The sequence below is a fragment of the Rhizobium sp. BR 249 genome (assembly GCF_047445895.1).
Taxonomy (GTDB): Bacteria; Pseudomonadota; Alphaproteobacteria; order Rhizobiales; family Rhizobiaceae; genus Rhizobium.
Window position 1 is genome coordinate 209,981 of record NZ_JARWKX010000004.1, and the last position, 18,939, is coordinate 228,919.

At 62.3% G+C, this 18,939-nt stretch carries 13 protein-coding genes; 8 read left to right on the plus strand and 5 right to left on the minus strand.

Going from position 1 to position 18,939, the window contains the following annotated elements; translation table 11 throughout:
• Nucleotides 1-12: 12 nt before the first annotated feature.
• The 8 genes from QD408_RS06225 to QD408_RS06260 all read left to right on the plus strand — a co-directional run bounded on the left by QD408_RS06225 (nt 13) and on the right by QD408_RS06260 (nt 13,121).
• Complete coding sequence (locus QD408_RS06225; RefSeq protein WP_414138691.1) at nt 13-1,245, plus strand: TadE/TadG family type IV pilus assembly protein; 1,233 nt, start codon at nt 13-15, stop codon at nt 1,243-1,245.
• A gap of 277 nt (nt 1,246-1,522) precedes the next feature.
• Nucleotides 1,523-3,985, plus strand: coding sequence for a glycogen/starch/alpha-glucan phosphorylase (locus QD408_RS06230; RefSeq protein WP_088681709.1), 2,463 nt, complete (start codon nt 1,523-1,525; stop codon nt 3,983-3,985).
• Nucleotides 3,982-6,189, plus strand: coding sequence for a 1,4-alpha-glucan branching protein GlgB (glgB, locus tag QD408_RS06235; RefSeq protein ID WP_414138692.1), 2,208 nt, complete (start codon nt 3,982-3,984; stop codon nt 6,187-6,189). The genes QD408_RS06230 and glgB overlap by 4 nt, the downstream gene beginning before the upstream one ends.
• 18 nt (nt 6,190-6,207) lie before the next feature.
• Nucleotides 6,208-7,470 (plus strand): glucose-1-phosphate adenylyltransferase, encoded by a 1,263-nt coding sequence (glgC, locus tag QD408_RS06240; protein WP_414138693.1) that lies wholly within the window; start codon nt 6,208-6,210, stop codon nt 7,468-7,470.
• Nucleotides 7,471-7,473: 3 nt separating this feature from the next.
• Complete coding sequence (gene glgA, locus QD408_RS06245) at nt 7,474-8,916, plus strand: glycogen synthase GlgA (protein WP_414138694.1); 1,443 nt, start codon at nt 7,474-7,476, stop codon at nt 8,914-8,916.
• A gap of 6 nt (nt 8,917-8,922) precedes the next feature.
• Complete coding sequence (locus QD408_RS06250) at nt 8,923-10,554, plus strand: alpha-D-glucose phosphate-specific phosphoglucomutase (protein WP_414138695.1); 1,632 nt, start codon at nt 8,923-8,925, stop codon at nt 10,552-10,554.
• Between the two features lie 12 nt (nt 10,555-10,566).
• Entirely contained in the window at nt 10,567-12,543 is a 1,977-nt protein-coding gene (glgX, locus tag QD408_RS06255; RefSeq protein ID WP_414138696.1) for a glycogen debranching protein GlgX, read from the plus strand.
• Nucleotides 12,544-12,632: 89 nt separating this feature from the next.
• Nucleotides 12,633-13,121: a MaoC family dehydratase gene (locus tag QD408_RS06260; RefSeq protein WP_088681728.1), complete on the plus strand. Its 489-nt coding sequence runs from the start codon at nt 12,633-12,635 to the stop codon at nt 13,119-13,121.
• A gap of 13 nt (nt 13,122-13,134) precedes the next feature.
• Here QD408_RS06260 and QD408_RS06265 read toward each other — a convergent pair whose 3' ends face one another.
• The 5 genes from QD408_RS06265 to QD408_RS06285 form a co-directional block, all read right to left on the minus strand.
• Entirely contained in the window at nt 13,135-13,533 is a 399-nt protein-coding gene (locus QD408_RS06265; protein WP_088681703.1) for a VOC family protein, read from the minus strand.
• Nucleotides 13,534-13,580: 47 nt separating this feature from the next.
• On the minus strand, nt 13,581-14,129 hold the full coding sequence (locus QD408_RS06270; protein ID WP_088681702.1) for a sarcosine oxidase subunit gamma: 549 nt from the start codon (nt 14,127-14,129) through the stop codon (nt 13,581-13,583).
• Nucleotides 14,122-17,115 (minus strand): sarcosine oxidase subunit alpha, encoded by a 2,994-nt coding sequence (locus QD408_RS06275; protein ID WP_414138697.1) that lies wholly within the window; start codon nt 17,113-17,115, stop codon nt 14,122-14,124. Before QD408_RS06275 ends, QD408_RS06270 begins: the two co-directional genes overlap by 8 nt.
• On the minus strand, nt 17,112-17,453 hold the full coding sequence (locus QD408_RS06280; RefSeq protein WP_088681700.1) for a sarcosine oxidase subunit delta: 342 nt from the start codon (nt 17,451-17,453) through the stop codon (nt 17,112-17,114). The genes QD408_RS06275 and QD408_RS06280 overlap by 4 nt, the downstream gene beginning before the upstream one ends.
• A gap of 103 nt (nt 17,454-17,556) precedes the next feature.
• Nucleotides 17,557-18,810 (minus strand): sarcosine oxidase subunit beta family protein, encoded by a 1,254-nt coding sequence (locus QD408_RS06285; RefSeq protein ID WP_088681699.1) that lies wholly within the window; start codon nt 18,808-18,810, stop codon nt 17,557-17,559.
• Nucleotides 18,811-18,939 lie beyond the last annotated feature (129 nt).

Below are 18,939 nucleotides of genomic sequence, written 5' to 3' on the forward strand. Positions count from 1 at the left end.
TAGGTGAACATGATGAGCACCTTCTTTTCGCATCCCTGCCTGCGACGCATGTTCAGCGATCGAGGCGGTAATTTCGGTATCATGACGGCGATCATGGCGCCCGTTCTGCTCGGCGCAGCCGGCATGGCGATCCAGGTCGGAGATATGCTGCTCTCCAAGCAGCAGTTGCAGGAGGCGGCCGATTCCGCCGCGCTCGCAACAGCCACGGCGCTGGCAAACGGTACGATCCAAACCTCCGAGGCCCAAGCCTACGCGCGGAATTTCGTGGCCGGGCAAATGGCGAATTACCTGCAGAGCAGCGTCGATATCAAGAGTGCGACGGGCGTCAATGTCCAGACAAGCACGTCGGGCAAATCGACATCCTACCAGGTCACGGTTTCACCGGGCTATGATCTCACGGTCAATCCGCTCATGCAGGTGGTCGGCTTCAGCACACAGCATCTTTCGACCTCGGCCACGACGACCAGCGGCCATTCGCAAACGCAAGGCTCGATATCCATGTTCCTTGCACTCGATAAATCGGGGTCGATGGGAGAGGATACTGCCACTGTCAATGAGGAAGACCCGACGGAATCCTACACCTATGACTGCAACGGCCACTACAACAAGAAGGGCAAGTGGGTGTACGACACCTGCACCGGCAGCCGCTCGAATTACTATACGAAGATAGAGGCGTTGAAGATCGCCGCTGGCAACCTCTTCGGCCAGCTCGATAGTGCCGATCCCAATGCCGAATATGTCCGTACCGGCGCGGTATCCTACGATATCGTCCAATACTCACCCAGCAATCTCGCCTGGGGGACCGCCGGTGTCGCGAGCTATGTCAATGCGCTTCAGGCGAATGGCGGCACGAATTCGAGCGGCGCGATGAGCACAGCCTACTCGTCTCTGACAGCGAAGAATGCCGCCGGGAACGACGCCGAGGACTCCGCGCACAAGCTGAAGACCGGGCAGGTGCCCAAGAAATACATCGTCTTCATGACGGACGGCGACAATAACAACGACAGCAGCGGCGGCCGTTCATACGACACCTTGACCAAGGCAACGTGTGATACCGCCAAGTCCAAGGGCATAGAAATCTATACGATCGCCTTCATGGCACCGGCGGGCGGCCAGGCGCTGCTGCATTATTGCGCCTCCGATGATGCGCATTATTTCCAGGCGGAAAAAATGGAGGACCTCCTTGCCGCGTTCGAGGCCATCGGAGCGAAGGCCTCCGCACAGGTGACACGCCTGACGAACTAACGATACCGCCAGGAGAAAAAGCCGAAGGAAAAGCCGCGCCGGAACAAACCGGCGCGGCTTTTCGTTATCGCTGTCCCACGCATCAGATCGAGAAAAGCGATTGAAATCAATCCCCTTGATCCGCGTGATTATGAAGGTTTCGCAAATTTTTCGTTTGTCCAAATCCTTTGTTGCAAGTGCTTCCTAACGATGCATAAATTGTCGCTGACGCAGACGACAAATCGATTAGATCAGGCTTAACAGCCTGAAACCAAATTAAAATTGGCGAGATCTGACCATGAATACCGTTTCCAAGCCGGTTATCCCCTCTCCCGCTCCCCGCAGTTCCAAGCCGGAAATTCTCGCCGAAGAAATCATCGAACGTCTCACCTACCGCATCGGCAAGGACGCCAAGGTGGCAAAGCCGCATGACTGGCTGACCGCGACGATCCTCGTGGTGCGCGACCGCATCATCGACAAGTGGATGGCTTCCACGCGTGAGGTATATGCGACCGGCGCCAAGCGCGTCTATTATCTTTCCCTCGAATTCCTCATCGGCCGCCTGATGCGCGACGCCGTCTCGAACCTCGGCCTGATGGAAGAGGTGCACGATGCGCTCGCCTCGCTCGGTGTCGACGTCAACGTCATCGCCGGCCTGGAGCCGGATGCGGCACTCGGCAACGGCGGCCTCGGCCGTCTGGCCGCCTGTTTCATGGAGAGCATGGCGACGGTCGACGTTCCGGCCTATGGCTACGGCATCCGCTATGTCCACGGCCTCTTCCGCCAGCAGATGGCCGACGGCTGGCAGGTGGAACTGCCCGAAAACTGGCTCGCCCACGGCAACCCCTGGGAGTTCGAGCGCCGCGAGAGCGCCTATGAAATCGGCTTCGGCGGCGCCGTCGAATTCATCACCACCCATGACGACCAGCCGCGCTACGTCTGGAAGCCGGCCGAACGCGTCATCGCCGCCGCCTTCGACACGCCGGTCGTCGGCTGGCGGGGAAAACGCGTCAACACGCTGCGCCTCTGGTCGGCGCAGCCGATCGACCCGATCCTGCTCGATGCCTTCAACGCCGGCGACCACATCGGCGCGCTGCGCGAAAGCAACAAGGCCGAAAGCCTGACCCGCGTCCTCTATCCCGCCGACGCCACGCCTGCCGGGCAGGAACTGCGCCTGCGCCAGGAATTCTTCTTCTCGTCGGCCTCGCTGCAGGACATCCTGCGCCGCCACCTGCAGCAATATGACGACTTCACCTCGCTGCCCGACAAGGTGGCCATCCAGCTGAACGATACCCACCCGGCCGTCTCGGTCGCCGAACTGGTGCGCCTGCTCTGCGACGTGCACGGCCTGGATTTCGAGCAGGCCTGGGACATCACCCGCCGCACCTTCTCCTACACCAACCACACGCTTCTGCCCGAAGCGCTGGAAAGCTGGCCGGTTCCGCTCTTCGAGCGCCTGCTGCCGCGCCACATGCAGATCGTCTACGCGATCAACGCCAAGATCCTGCTCGAAGCCCGCAAGGGCAAGAACTTCTCCGACAGCGAAATCCGCTCGATCTCGCTGATCGAGGAAAGCGGCGACCGCCGCGTGCGCATGGGCAACCTCGCCTTCATCGGCTCGCACTCGATCAACGGCGTCTCGGCACTGCACACCGACCTGATGAAGGTCACGGTCTTTGCCGACCTGCACAAGCTCTATCCCGACCGCATCAACAACAAGACCAACGGCATTACGCCGCGCCGCTGGCTGCAGCAGTGCAATCCCGGCCTCACCGGCCTGATCCGCGAAGCGATCGGCGACGAATTCCTGGACGATGCCGAAAAGCTGCGCCCGCTCGAGGCACATGCTTCCGATCCGACCTTCCAGCAGAAGTTCGCCGCGGTGAAACGGGCCAACAAGGTGGCGCTTTCCAATCTCGTCGCCAGCCGCATGGGCGTGAAGCTCGACCCGTCGGCGATGTTCGACATCCAGATCAAGCGCATCCACGAATACAAGCGCCAGCTTCTCAACATCATCGAAGCCGTCGCCCTCTACGACCAGATCCGCTCGCATCCGGAACTGGACTGGGTGCCGCGCGTCAAACTCTTCGCCGGCAAGGCGGCGCCGAGCTACTACAACGCCAAGCTCATCATCAAGCTCATCAACGACGTCGCCCGCACCATCAACAACGACCCATCGGTGCGCGGCCTGCTCAAGGTCGTCTTCGTGCCGAACTACAACGTCTCGCTCGCCGAGGTCATGGTTCCCGCCGCCGACCTCTCCGAGCAGATCTCGACGGCCGGCATGGAAGCATCCGGCACCGGCAACATGAAGTTCGGCCTCAATGGAGCGCTGACGATCGGCACGCTCGACGGCGCCAATGTCGAGATGCGTGACAATGTCGGCGAGGACAATATCGTCATCTTCGGCCTCAGGGCCGACGAGGTCGCAAAGGTCCGCAGCGACGGCCACAATCCCCGCGCCATCATCGAAGGATCACGCGAGCTGTCGCAGGCGCTTTCGGCCATCGGCTCGGGCGTCTTCTCGCCGGATGACCGCAACCGCTACTCCTCGCTGATCGACGGCATCTATTCGCACGACTGGTTCATGGTCGCCGCCGATTTCGACGCCTATGCCCAGGCCCAGCGCGACGTCGACCAGATATGGACCAACCAGTCCGCCTGGTACACCAAGACGATCAACAATACGGCGCGGATGGGCTGGTTCTCCTCCGACCGCACGATCAGACAATATGCAGACGAGATCTGGAGAGCCGGATGAAAACGCCGAAAAAAGTCCCTGAAGTACAGCTTACCTGGGAAATTTCGGCAGATGAAATCACGGCGATCCTCGCGGGCTCGCATTCCAATCCCTTTGCCGTCCTAGGTGTGCACCAGGCCGGCGACGCTTTCGTCGCCCGGTGCTTCATTCCGGGCGCGGAGGAAGTCACCGCCATGACGCTCGACGGCAGCGTCATCGGCGAACTGAAACAGCTTCATGGCGACGGCTTCTTCGCCGGCCCGGTTTCGCTGACCAAGCTCCAGCCGGTGCGCTACCGCGCCCGGCGCGGCGATGCCGAATGGGCGGTGACGGACCCCTACAGTTTCGGTCCGGTGCTCGGGCCGATGGACGACTATTACGCCCGCGAAGGCTCGCATCTGCGCCTGTTCGACAAGATGGGCGCTCACCGCATCAAGCATGACGGGGCGCAGGGCATGCATTTCGCCGTCTGGGCGCCGAATGCGCAGCGCGTCTCCGTCGTCGGCGATTTCAACAATTGGGACGGCCGCCGCCACGTCATGCGCTTCCGCGCCGACAGCGGCATCTGGGAGATCTTCGCTCCTGACGTCCCGATCGGCGTTGCCTATAAATTCGAGATTCGCGGCCAGGACGGCGTATTGCTGCCGCTGAAGGCCGATCCCTTCGCCCGCCGCAGCGAACTCCGGCCGAAGACCGCCTCCGTCGCCGCCGCCGAGCTGGAGCAGGTCTGGGAGGACGAAGCCCATCTGAAGCACTGGCGCGAGACCGACAAGCGCCGCCAGCCGATCTCGATCTACGAAGTGCATGCCGGTTCCTGGCAGCGCCGCCAGGACGGCACCATGCTCTCCTGGGACGAGCTCGCCTCCAGCCTCATTCCCTACTGCGTCGACATGGGCTTCACCCATATCGAATTCCTGCCGATCACCGAGCATCCCTACGACCCCTCCTGGGGTTACCAGACGACCGGCCTCTACGCGCCGACGGCCCGCTTCGGCGAGCCCGAGGGTTTTGCCCGTTTCGTCAACGGCTGCCACAAGGTCGGCATCGGCGTCATCCTCGACTGGGTGCCGGCGCATTTCCCGACCGACGAGCACGGCCTCGGCTGGTTCGACGGCACGGCGCTCTACGAGCATGAAGACCCGCGCAAGGGCTTCCACCCCGACTGGAACACCGCGATCTACAATTTCGGCCGCACCGAGGTCGTCTCCTATCTCGTCAACAACGCCCTCTACTGGGCCGAGAAGTTCCATCTCGACGGCCTGCGCGTCGATGCCGTCGCCTCGATGCTCTATCTCGATTATTCCCGCAAGCACGGCGAATGGATCCCGAACGAATATGGCGGCAACGAGAACCTCGAAGCCGTCCGCTTCCTGCAGGATCTCAATATCCGCATCTACGGCCAGCATCCCAACGTCATGACCATCGCCGAGGAATCGACCTCCTGGCCAAAGGTCTCGCAGCCCGTGCATGAAGGCGGCCTCGGCTTCGGCTTCAAGTGGAACATGGGCTTCATGCACGACACGCTGAGCTACATGAGCCGCGATCCGGTGCATCGCAAGCACCATCACAACGAGCTTACCTTCGGCCTGCTCTATGCCTATTCGGAGAATTTCGTCCTGCCGCTGTCGCATGACGAGGTCGTCCACGGAAAGGGCTCGCTGATCGCCAAGATGCCGGGCGACGACTGGCAGAAATTCGCCAATCTGCGCGCCTACTACGCATATATGTGGGGCTATCCCGGCAAGAAGCTGTTGTTCATGGGCCAGGAATTCGCCCAGTGGGCCGAGTGGAGCGAGAACAAGTCGCTCGACTGGAACCTGCTTCAGTACCGCATGCACGAGGGCATGCGCCGCCTGGTGCGCGATCTCAATTTCACCTATCGCAGCAAACCGGCCCTGCATGCGCGCGACTGCGAGGGCGACGGTTTCGAATGGCTGGTGGCCGATGACGGCGAAAATTCCGTCTTCGCCTGGCTGCGCAAGGCGCCTGGGGAGAAACCGGTCGCCGTCATCACCAATTTCACTCCCGTCTATCGCGAAAACTATTCGATACGCCTGCCCTCCGAGGGTCGCTGGCGGGAAATTCTGAACACCGATGCCGATATCTACGGCGGCAGCGGCAAGGGCAATGGCGGGCGCGTGCAGGCCGTCAATGCCGGCGGCGACATCACCTGCTCGATTACGCTGCCGCCTTTGGCAACGATCATGCTTGAACCTGAAAATTAAGACTGGTGGGAGGAGAAAATGGTAGAAAAGCGTATTCAGCCACTTGCCCGCGATGCAATGGCCTATGTTCTGGCAGGCGGCAGGGGGAGCCGTCTCAAGGAACTCACCGACCGGCGCGCCAAGCCCGCCGTCTATTTCGGCGGTAAGGCCCGCATCATCGATTTCGCGCTGTCGAACGCGCTGAATTCGGGCATTCGCCGCATCGGCGTCGCGACGCAGTACAAGGCGCATTCACTGATCCGCCACATGCAGCGCGGCTGGAACTTCTTCCGCCCGGAACGAAACGAAAGCTTCGACATCCTGCCCGCCTCGCAACGCGTTTCCGAAACGCAATGGTATGAAGGCACCGCCGACGCCGTTTATCAGAACATCGATATCATCGAGGACTACGGCGTCGAATACATGGTCATCCTCGCCGGCGACCATGTCTACAAGATGGACTATGAATACATGCTCCAGCAGCATGTCGATTCCGGCGCGGACGTGACGATCGGCTGCCTGGAAGTGCCGCGCATGGAAGCGGTGGGCTTCGGCGTCATGCATGTCAACGAGAAGGACGAGATCAAGGCCTTCGTCGAAAAGCCGGCCAACCCGCCCGGTATTCCCGACAAGCCGGATTTTGCGCTCGCTTCGATGGGCATCTACGTCTTCCGCACGAAATTCCTGCTCGACGCGCTGCGCCGCGATGCAGCCGACCCGAATTCGAGCCGCGACTTCGGCAAGGACATCATCCCCCATATCGTCCAGCACGGTAAGGCGGTCGCCCACCGCTTCGCCAAGTCCTGCGTCCGCTCCGATTTCGAGCACGAGCCCTACTGGCGCGACGTCGGAACGATCGATGCCTACTGGCAGGCCAATATCGACCTCACGGCGATCGTGCCGGAGCTCGATATCTACGACAAGTCCTGGCCGATCTGGACCTATGCGGAGATCACGCCGCCGGCAAAATTCGTCCACGACGACGAGGACCGCCGCGGCTCGGCCACCTCCTCCGTCGTGTCAGGCGACTGCATCATCTCAGGCGCCATGCTCAACAAGAGCCTGCTCTTCACCGGTGTCAGGGCCAACTCCTTTTCCAAGCTGGAAGGGGCGGTCATCCTGCCGAACGTGAAGATCGGGCGGCGCGCGCAGCTCAAGAACGTGGTGATCGACCATGGTGTCGTCATTCCCGAAGGCTTGGTCGTCGGCGAGGATCCGGAACTCGACGCCAAGCGCTTCCGGCGGACGGAAAGCGGCATCTGCCTGATCACGCAACCGATGATCGACAAGCTGGATATCTGACTTATGAAAGTTCTTTCGGTTTCGTCCGAAGTCTTCCCTCTGATCAAGACAGGGGGCCTGGCCGATGTGTCAGGCGCCCTGCCCATTGCCCTGAAAGCCTTCGGGGTCGAGACCAAGACCCTTCTGCCCGGCTATCCCGCCGTCATGAAGGTCATTCGTGATCCCGTCGCCAGGCTCGAATTCCCGGACCTCCTCGGCGAGCGGGCGACCGTGCTGGAAGTTCAGCACGAGGGCCTGGATCTGCTGGTCCTCGATGCGCCGGCCTATTACGACAGGCCGGGCGGCCCCTATCTCGATCCGCTCGGCAAGGATTATCCCGACAACTGGCGCCGTTTCGCCGCCCTGTCGCTCGCCGCTTCCGAAATCGCCGCCGGTCTTCTGCCCGGCTGGCGGCCGGATCTCGTCCACACCCATGACTGGCAGGCGGCGCTGACCTCGGTCTATATGCGCTATTACCCGACGCCGGAACTGCCGAGTGTGCTGACCATCCACAACATCGCCTTCCAGGGCCAGTTCGGCCCCGAGATCTTCCCCGGCCTGCGCTTGCCGGCCCATGCCTTCGCCGTCGACGGCATCGAATATTACGGCACTATCGGCTTCCTCAAAGGCGGACTGCAGACCGCCCATGCGATCACCACCGTCAGCCCCTCCTATGCCGATGAAATCCTGACGCCCGAATTCGGCATGGGGCTCGAAGGCGTCATCGCCAGCCACATCGACAATCTCTCCGGCATCGTCAACGGCATCGACACCGATATCTGGAACCCGGCGACCGATCCCGTCGTCCACACCCATTACGGCCCGACGACGCTGAAGAACCGCGAGGAGAACCGCCGCTCGATCGCCGAATTCTTCCACCTCGACGATGACGAGGCCCCGATCTTCTGCGTCATCAGCCGTCTCACCTGGCAGAAAGGCATGGATCTCGTCGCCAACGTCGCCGACGAAATCGTCGCCATGGGCGGCAAGCTTGTGGTGCTCGGTTCCGGCGAAGCGGCGCTCGAAGGCGCGCTGCTCGCCTCCGCCAGCCGCCATCCCGGACGTATCGGCGTCTCGATCGGCTATAACGAACCGATGTCGCACCTGATGCAGGCCGGCTGCGACGCGATCATCATCCCCTCGCGCTTCGAGCCCTGCGGCCTGACCCAGCTTTACGGCCTGCGTTACGGCTGCGTGCCGATCGTCGCCCGCACCGGCGGACTGAACGACACCGTGATCGACGCCAATCACGCCGCACTTGCAGCGAAAGTGGCAACCGGCATACAATTTGCGCCCATAACCGAAACAGGCATGCTACAGGCAATCCGCCGTGCGATGCATCTCTATGCGGACCGAAAACTCTGGACCCAATTGCAAAAGCAAGGCATGAAATCGGATGTCTCCTGGGAGAAGAGCGCCGAACGCTACGCTGCCCTCTATTCAAGCCTCGTCTCGAAAGGCATGTGACCTAAAATGATCAAGTCCGTACCCACCACGCCCTATCTGGACCAGAAACCCGGCACCTCGGGCCTGCGCAAGAAGGTCCCGGTCTTCCAGCAGCAGAACTATGCGGAGAACTTCATCCAGTCGATCTTCGATTCGCTGGAAGGCTATCAGGGCAAGTGCCTGGTCATCGGCGGCGACGGACGCTACTACAACCGTGAGGTCATCCAGAAGGCGATCAAGATGGCCGCCGCCAACGGCTTCGGCAAGGTCATGGTCGGCAAGGGCGGCATTCTGTCGACGCCGGCCGCCTCTCACATCATCCGCAAATACAAGGCCTTCGGCGGCATCATTCTGTCGGCCAGCCACAATCCCGGCGGCCCCACCGAAGATTTCGGCATCAAGTACAATATCAACAATGGCGGCCCGGCGCCGGAGAAGATCACCGACGCGATCTATGCGCGCTCCAAGACGATCGACAGCTACAAGATCGCCGATTTCGCCGACGTCAATCTCGACCGCATCGGCAAGGACGAGCTTCCGGGCGGCATGATCCTCTCGGTCATCGACCCGGTCGAAGACTATGCCGCGCTGATGGAAGAGCTGTTCGATTTCGGCGCCATCCGCAATCTGATCAGCCTCGGCTTCCGCATCGCCTTCGATGGGATGAGCGCCGTTACCGGCCCTTACGCCAAGGAAATCTTCGAAAACCGTCTCGGCGCCCCGTTGGGGTCGGTGCGCAATTTCATGCCGCTGCCGGATTTCGGCGGTCATCATCCCGATCCGAACCCGGTTCACTGCAAGGAACTCTTCGATGAGATGATGGGCGAGGATGCGCCCGATTTCGGTGCAGCCTCCGATGGCGACGGCGATCGCAACCTCATCGTCGGCCGCGGCATCTTCGTGACCCCCTCCGACAGCCTGGCAATCCTTGCCGCCAACGCCAACCTCGTTCCCGGCTATTCCGGCGGCCTCGCCGGCATCGCCCGCTCGATGCCGACATCGGGTGCGGCCGACCGCGTCGCCGAAAAACGCGGCATCGGAATGTATGAGACGCCGACCGGCTGGAAATTCTTCGGCAACCTGCTCGACGCCGGCATGGCGACGATCTGCGGCGAGGAAAGCTCCGGCACAGGCTCCAATCACGTCCGCGAAAAGGACGGCCTCTGGGCCGTGCTGCTGTGGCTGAACATCCTTGCCGTGCGCGGCGAGAGCGTTGCCGACATCGTCACCCAGCACTGGCAAACCTACGGCCGCAACTACTATTCGCGCCACGATTACGAAGGCCTCGACACCGATGCCGCGAACGGCCTGATGGACAATCTGCGCAGCCAGCTCTCCACCCTGCCCGGCAAGAGCTTCGGCAGCGTGAAGGTCGAGAAGGCCGACGACTTCGCCTATCACGATCCGATCGACAAATCGGTCAGCGAGCATCAAGGCATCCGCGTGCTCCTCGAGGGCGGCTCCCGCGTCGTCTTCCGCCTGTCCGGCACCGGCACGTCTGGCGCAACCTTGCGTGTCTATATCGAGCGCTACGAGCCGGATTCGACTCGCCACAACATCGAAACGCAGGAAGCGCTTGCCGATCTAATCGCGGCCGCCGAAAGCATTGCCAGCATTCGTGAGCGCACGGGACGCGACGAGCCAACCGTGATCACCTGATCCGGGGGGAGCATGCAGGGGAATAGTTCGGCGCAGGGCGCAATCGTCTTCGAAACCGGCGTCGAATTTTCCGTGTGGTCGCATCACGCCGCGCAAATCGAACTCTGCCTCTACGAGGACGACGGCAACAGGGAATTCGCGCGCCTGCCGATGGCGCGTGACAGTAACCACATCCACCGCCTCTTTGTCGACGGCCTCAGGCAAGGCGCGCGCTACGGCTATCGCGCCGACGGCATCTACGCGCCCGACAACGGCCTCTGGTTCGATCGCTCCAAACTGCTGCTCGACCCTTACGCCAAAGAGATCGACCGGCCGTTCCGCTATGATCCCCGCCTCGGCATCTATGGCGAGGACAGCCAGGATCTGATGCCGAAGGCGATCGTCACCATCGATATCCCCGCCGCAATCGGCAAGCCGCTCTTCAAACCGGGCGGCTTCATTTATGAAGTCGCGGTGCGGCCCTTCACCATTCTTCACCCCGACGTGCCGGAGGCCGAGCGCGGCACGGTCGCCGCCCTTGCCCATCCCTCGGTGATCGCGCATCTGAAGCGGATCGGCGTCGATGCCGTCGAACTGATGCCGATCACCGCCTGGGTCGACGAGCGCCACCTTCCGCCGCTCGGCCTCACCAACGGCTGGGGCTACAATCCCGTCGGCCTGATGACACTCGATCCCAGGATCGTCCCCGGCGGCATGGCGGAGCTGCGCAAGACGGTCGACGCTCTCCATGCCGAAGGCATCGCCGTCATCCTCGATCTGGTCTTCAACCATACCGGCGAGAGCGACCGCTATGGCGCGACGCTGTCGCTGCGCGGCCTCGACAACCTGCATTATTACCGCCACGCTCAAAACAGCCCTGGCGAACTCATCAACGACACCGGCACCGGGAACACCATCGCCTGCGATCATCCCGAGGTCAGGCGCCTTATCATCGACAGCCTGCGCCATTTCGTGCTCAACGCCGGTGTCGACGGCTTCCGCTTCGATCTCGCCCCGGTACTTGGCCGCACCAGCAACGGCTTCCAGCGCGATGGGGGAACGCTTGCGGCGATCCTCGCCGACGACGTGCTTGCCGACCGCGTCATGATCGCAGAACCCTGGGATATCGGACCTGGCGGCTATCAGCTCGGCAATTTCCCGCCCCCCTTCCTCGAATGGAACGACAGGGTTCGCGACGATCTGCGCTGCTACTGGCGCGGCGACCAATGGAAGACCGGTTCGCTCGCAACCGCACTCGCCGGCTCCTCCGACATCTTCTCCCGCAACGACGGCAAGGAGACGCGCAGCGTCAATTTCCTCGCCGCCCATGACGGCTTCACCCTGATCGACCTCGTCTCCTATGCCGGCAAGCATAACGACGCCAATGGCGAGCACAATCGGGACGGCCACAACGAGAACCATTCCTGGAACAACGGCGTCGAAGGCGAAACCCTCTACCCCACGATCCGCAAGCGCCGGATAAACGACGTGATGGCGCTGATTTCGACACTCTTTGCCGGCCGCGGCAGCATCATGCTGACGGCAGGCGACGAGGGTGGCCGCAGCCAGCGCGGCAACAACAATGCCTATTGCCAGGACAACGAGATCACCTGGCTGGACTGGAAGGCGCTGAACGAGGATCTCGTCGCCCATACCGCCTTCGTCGCCGGGCTGCGCCGCCGCTTCACCGTCTTTTCCGAAACAAGCTTCCTTTCCGGCAACGGCGATGTCGAATGGATCTCGCTCTCCGGCGAACCGATGACCGTTGCGGAATGGGAGACGCCGTCGCTCTCCACCCTCGGCATGCTGCTCACGACAGGCGACCGCTCCTTGCGCGGCAAACAAACCCGGCTTGCCGTGCTCTTCAATCGCTCGGAGAGCCGCCAGCTCTTTGCGCTTCCTGCTGAGGGCGAATCGGGCTGGCGCCAGTTGACGCCGGAAGGCATGGGGAAAGCCGATGCCCGCGTGGCCGTCGAGCCACGCTCCGTCGCCTTTTTCGTAGAAAAATGATCGCCTCCCCACACTCACGCAAATCCTTGTCGCAATCGTCATAAATGCACGATAAGGCTTGGCTCGGCGGCTTTTCTCACGAGGAATTCATGGTCACGGAAATTTCACTCTCCGACGTGCGGGGATTGATCGGCATGGAAACCGGCCTTTCGGATTGGATCACTGTCGATCAGACGATGATCGACGCCTTTGCGGGGGCAACCGACGACCACCAGTTCATTCATGTCGATCCCGAGCGCGCAGCGGCTGAAAGCCCCTTCGGCGGCACGATTGCTCATGGCTTCCTGACGCTGTCTCTCCTGTCGGCGATGAACTACAACTGCCTGCCCAGAGTGCGCGAGCAGACCATGGGCATCAATTACGGCTTCGATCGCGTCCGCTTCATGACGCCGGTCAAGAGCGGCGCCCGCGTGCGTGGCCGCTTCCTGCTCTCCGATGCCCGCTTCCGCGGCGGCGGCATGCTGATGACCACCTATGACGTGACGATCGAAATCGAAAACGAGAAGAAGCCGGCCCTGACGGCAAGATGGATCACCATCATCCAGTTCGATCCGAAGGACCGCCCGGAAGACGCGTAACAAACGCTGCCTGTCACTCGGCCGAATTGAAGACGGCTTCGAGAGCGTGCCCATCAGGATCGATTACGAAGGCCGCGTAATAGTGCTCGCCGTAGTGGGGCCGCAGGCCGGGATGGCCGTTATCACGGCCGCCATGCGCGATCGCCGCCGCATGAAACCGATCGACCGCCTGCCGGCTCGAAGCCGCAAAGGCCAAATGAAAACCCGGACCGGGCGGACGCTGACCCTCAGGACGATGCTTGATCGCCAGCTTGTCCCCGCCGCCCGGAAGACCGTAGCCGATTGCCTGTCCTGTTTCTCCAGGCCTGAGATCGTCCCAGACCCTGACATAACCAAGCGCGGCGAAGGCGGCATCGTAAAATGCCGCCGACCGTTCGATATCAGAAACACCGAGGGAGACATGGTGCAGCATTCGCCTATCTCCTGAACAAGAACTATGCAGTCGCGATCAGCCCGGTTTCAATGCCCGGCATCTTCCGCCGCTTCGGCCAAGAGACCGAAGACGAAATCCGAAAACGACCGCCAGCACTCCACCCGGAACGTCTCTTCATCCGTGCGGAGAAGCACGATTTCCGCCTTGCCGAAGATCGTGCGCGAGGCGGCGCCGACCGGGAAGGACGAAAGCGACAGATCCTGCGGGCAGCCGGCAGCAAGCGTGGCCTCCGCGCCCGGTCCGGAAACGATGATTGCCAGATTACGGTGGGAAACGTCGGTCGCCGAATGCAGCGCACCGGCGCCGGAAAGCGCCGCCATCAGATCGGCGCCGGCCTCGTCGATGACAAGCCACTCGTCAGGTCCGATCCAGAGCACCGATCGCGCACCTGCCCGAGCAGATGTCTTCGGGGCGGTCGGCACGGACAGGCCGAGCGCCGAAGAAAGCGCGGAAAGCGATTTCGCCGGCGCCCGCAGCGCCACACGGCTTGCGGGCGGCGCGACGGCCAGGCGCACGGTTGCGGAGCCGCCGAGACGGCCGGCCAGCGCCGGCTTGCGAATTGCGACATCAGCCATGGATGCGGCCTCCTTCCTTGTCAAAGAACACCATATCCGTCACTTCGACGGCAATCGTCCGGTCCGGCATCGGCACGTACAGCGTCTCGCCCATCCGTGCCCGGCCGCCGGCGACCAGCGCGAAGGCAACCGAACGACCGCAATTTTCCGACCAATAGGCTGAGGTGACGTGACCGAGCATGGTCATCGGCTTCGGTTCGTTCGGGCTCGCGACGATCTGCGCGCCTTCTTCGAGCACCAGCTTCGGATCCTTGGTGACAAGGCCGACGAGCTGCTTGCGCCCGTCCTTGACCAGATCCGTCCGCTTCAGACCGCGAATGCCGACGAAGTCCTTCTTTTTCTTCGAAACCGCCCAGGAAAGTCCGGCGTCGTCGGGGGTCACGGTCCCGTCGGTATCCTGGCCGACGATGATGTAGCCCTTCTCGGCGCGAAGCACGTGCATCGTCTCCGTGCCGTAAACGCAGGCGCCGAGCGGCTCGGCATTGGCCCAGATCGCTTCGAGCACCGACTGGCCGTAATCGGCCGGCACGTTGATTTCGAAACCGATTTCACCGGTGAAGGAGACGCGGAAGAGCCGCGCCGGCACGCCGCAGACCGTACACTCGGCAACGCTCATATGCGGGAAGGCCTCGTTCGAAAGATCGAGCCCTTCGACGAGAGGCTCGACGATCTCGCGCGCCTTCGGCCCCTGCACGGCGATGACAGCCCATTGTTCTGTCACCGAGGTCAGCCACACCTTCATGTGCGGGAATTCGGTCTGCAGGTAATCTTCCATATGATGGAGAACGCGCGGCGCGCCGCCGGTTGTCGTCGTCACATGGAAACGGTCTTCCGCCAGGCGCCCGACGACACCGTCGTCATAAACGAAGCCGTCCTCGCGCGTCATGATGCCGTAGCGGGCCTTGCCGGGCTTCAGCGTATCCCAGGCATTGGTGTAGATGAGGTTGAGGAATTCGGCCGCATCCGGACCGACCACCTCGATCTTGCCGAGCGTCGAAGCGTCGAAGATGCCTGCCGACTCGCGTGCCGTCCGGCATTCGCGCGCGACGGCCTGATGCATGTTCTCGCCCGAACGCGGATAGAACCAGGCGCGCTTCCAGTTGCCGACATCCTCGAAGACAGCGCCATGCGCTTCTTCCCAGTCGTGGAGCGGCGTCTTGCGCGTCGGATCGAACAGCTTTCCGCGCGAATGGCCGATCAGCGTACCGTAAGTCACCGGCGTATAAGGGGCGCGGAAGGTGGTGAGACCGACCCGCGGGATTTCCTTGCCAAGCATTTCCGCGGCAATCGCCAGGCCATGCATGTTGGAAAGCTTGCCCTGGTCCGAGGCCATGCCGTTGGTCGTGAACCGCTTGATATGCTCGATCGAGTGCATGCCTTCGCGCACGGCAAGGCGGATGTCCTTGGCGCAGACGTCGTGCTGGAAATCGATGAAGGCCTTGGCGTTCGTCTTCGGCCCGGCGCCTTCGGCAGCGCCGATCATCCCGCCCGTCCAGTCATAGGGCTGCTCGGCCGAGATCGTGATTTTCCCGCCGCCGCTCTTGCCGGCGGCCTGCGCCATCAGTTCGCCGGCGGCAAGCGATTCCTCGACTGTCTGCTGCAGGTCGTCAGTGCCGTTGCAGGCGCCGACGGAAAGGCAATCCTGCGCATAGGTGCCGGGCAGGAAGCGCTGGCTTTCCGGTTCGAAGGCCACATTGCCGCGCGACTGCGAGAACAGATGGACCGACGGCGTCCAGCCGGCCGAAACCAAGAGCGCATCGACCGCGATCTTGCGCGGCGAACCGCCGCCGTTGCGCGCCACCGTCATCGATGAGATGCGCAGCCGCCCCGCCGTGTTGACGACCGACTGGCCCGTGAGAACATCGATGCCGAGCGAACGCGCCTCCGCCAGCACCGCCGCTCCCGGCGCCTGCCTGCAATCGACGATGGCGGCGATCGAAACACCGGCCCGTTTCAGATCGAAAGCCGCCTCATAGGCGGAGTCGTGCGCCGTATAGACGCCGACATTGCTTCCGACGGCAACGCCGTAATGATTGAGATACATCCGCCCCGCCGAAGCCAGCATGATGCCGGGCCGGTCGTTGTTCGGAAATACCATGTGCCGCTCGATCGCGCCGTTGGCGAGGATCACCCGCTTGGCGCGGACCTGCCACAGCCGTTCGCGCGGCAGATCGCTCGATGGTTTGGCGATATGATCGGTGACGCGTTCGGCAAGGCCGACGAAATTGTGGTTGTAGTAACCGAAGGCGGTCGTGCGGATGAGCACGTCGACATTGTCCATCGCCTTCAGCCGCGCCACGGTTTTCTGCGCCCAGGTGTAACCGTCCTGCCCGTCGATCGTCACGCCGGCATCATAGCGCAGCGCACCGCCGGCTTCCGCCTGCTCGTCGCAGAGGATCACCTTCGCGCCGGTTTCGGCCGCAGCCAGCGCCGCCGAAAGCCCGGCAACACCGGCGCCGACCACCAGCACGTCGCAATGGGCGTAGCGGCTGGCATAATGGTCCGGATCCTCTTCCGTCGGTGCGACGCCGAGGCCGGCGGCACGGCGGATGAACGGTTCATAGACATGTTTCCAGGCGGAGCGCGGCCACATGAAGGTCTTGTAGTAGAAGCCGGCGGCGAAGAACGGCGACATCAGATTGTTGACCGCACCGACGTCGTAGGCCAGCGACGGCCAGCGGTTCTGCGACTGGACGATCATGCCGTCGAAGACTTCCTGCACCGTGGCGCGCACGTTCGGCTGCTTGCGCGCCTTGTCGCGGGCAACGTCGATCAGTGCGTTCGGCTCCTCGGCCCCTGCCGACAGAATGCCGCGAGCCCGGTGATATTTAAACGAACGTCCCAGAAGATGAATGCCGTTGGCGATCAGCGCCGAGGCGACGGTATCGCCTTCCAGTGCCGTATAGCTCTTGCCGTCGAAGCTGAAACGCGCGGTCTTGGCCGGCGTCAGACGCCCCTTCCCGGCGATACGATTAGCACCGCTCATTGCGCCTCTCCTTCCACGGCTTCATATGTCTCGACAGGGCTATGCTGTTCGGCCTCGGCGCCGATCCGCGGCCTTGGCTCGCCTGCCTTGTAGGTCATGATGAACTTGTCGCTCACCGTATCGCGCGCAGCGTTGAAGAAGCGCCCGCAACCGTGAATATGCCGCCAGCGTTCGAAGATCAGCCCCTTCGGGTTGTCGCGCAGAAAGAAATACTCTTCGAATTCCTCGTCCGAGATCGAGGCGATGTCGGCCGGCCGCACGATATGCGCGTCACCCGCGCCGCGGAATTCGAGTTCGGAACGCTCTTCCTGACAATAAGGGCAATGGATCAGCAGCATGTGAGATTTCCTTCTCCTCCCCTTCTCCCCAGCGGAGAGAAGGTGCCTGCAAGGCGGGTGAGGGGGTGAGCGACGAAAGCGGGCTTCCAGACAACAATCATCATCAGTGCGCCACCGCCGCTGCCGCCGCTTCGTCGATCAGCCGGCCGCTGCGGAAGCGTTCCAGCGTCAGGCCGGCATTGAACTTGTGCGGTTCGTCGCGCGCGATCAGGTGCGCGAAGAGATTGGCCGAACCCGGCGTCGCCTTGAAGCCGCCGGTGCCCCAGCCGCAATTGACGTAAAGGCCGGGAACCGGGGTCTTCGACTGGATCGCCGAACGGTCCGGCGTATTGTCGACGATGCCGCCCCATTGCCGCATCATCTTGACGCGCCGGAACATCGGGAAGAGTTCGCAGATGGCATCCAGCGTATGGGTAATGATCTGCAGCCCGCCGGTCTGGGAATAGGAATTGTACTGGTCCGTACCGGCGCCGATGACGAGCTCTCCCTTGTCGGACTGGGAGATGTAGGCGTGCACCGTGTTCGACATGACGACGCACGGGAAGATCGGCTTCAGCGGCTCGGAAACCAGCGCCTGCAGCGGGCTCGACTGCAGCGGCACGCGCACGTCAGCCATCTTCATGACCGTCGTCGTATGGCCGGCCGCCGACACGCCGATCTTTTTGGCGCCGATGAAGCCGCGCGACGTCTCGACCCCGGTTACCCGTCCGTCAGGACCGCGCCGGATACCGGTCACTTCGCAATTCTGGATGATGTGAACGCCGCGGTCCGATGCCGCACGCGCATAACCCCAGGCGACCGCATCGTGGCGCGCCGTGCCGCCGCGCCGTTGCAGCGCTGCACCGTTGATCGGGTAGCGGGCGCTCGCCGAGATGTCGAGCGGCGGACAATAGGCCTTCGCCTGCTCCGGCGTCAGCCATTCATTGTCGATGCCATAGAGCCGGTTGGCATGGATATGCCGCTTGAACGACTGCTGGTCGTGAATATTGTGCGAGAGCATCATCACGCCGCGCGGCGAATACATCACATTGTAGTTGAGCTCCTGAGAAAGCCCTTCCCAGAGCTTCATCGAATGCTCGTAGATCTGCATGCTCTCTTCATAGAGATAGTTCGAGCGGATGATGGTGGTGTTGCGGCCGGTATTGCCGCCGCCGAGCCAGCCCTTCTCGATCACGGCGACATTGGTGATGCCGTGCTCCTTGGCAAGATAATAGGCAGCGCCCAGGCCATGGCCGCCGGCGCCGATGATGACGACATCGTATTCAGCGCGCGGCTCCGGCGAAGTCCACTGCTTCTCCCAGCCTCTATGGCCACGCAGGGCCTCCCGCGCCACGGCAAAAACCGAATATTTCCGCATCCGCCTTCTTCTCCTTCGGGCAAGGACTGATCTCCGCGCCCATACAAATCGCAAATCCAAATGCGGCACAACGGCTCTTTTGCGACAGGAGAGAGCTTTGGTTTTGACACTGTGCGACATGATGCCGAA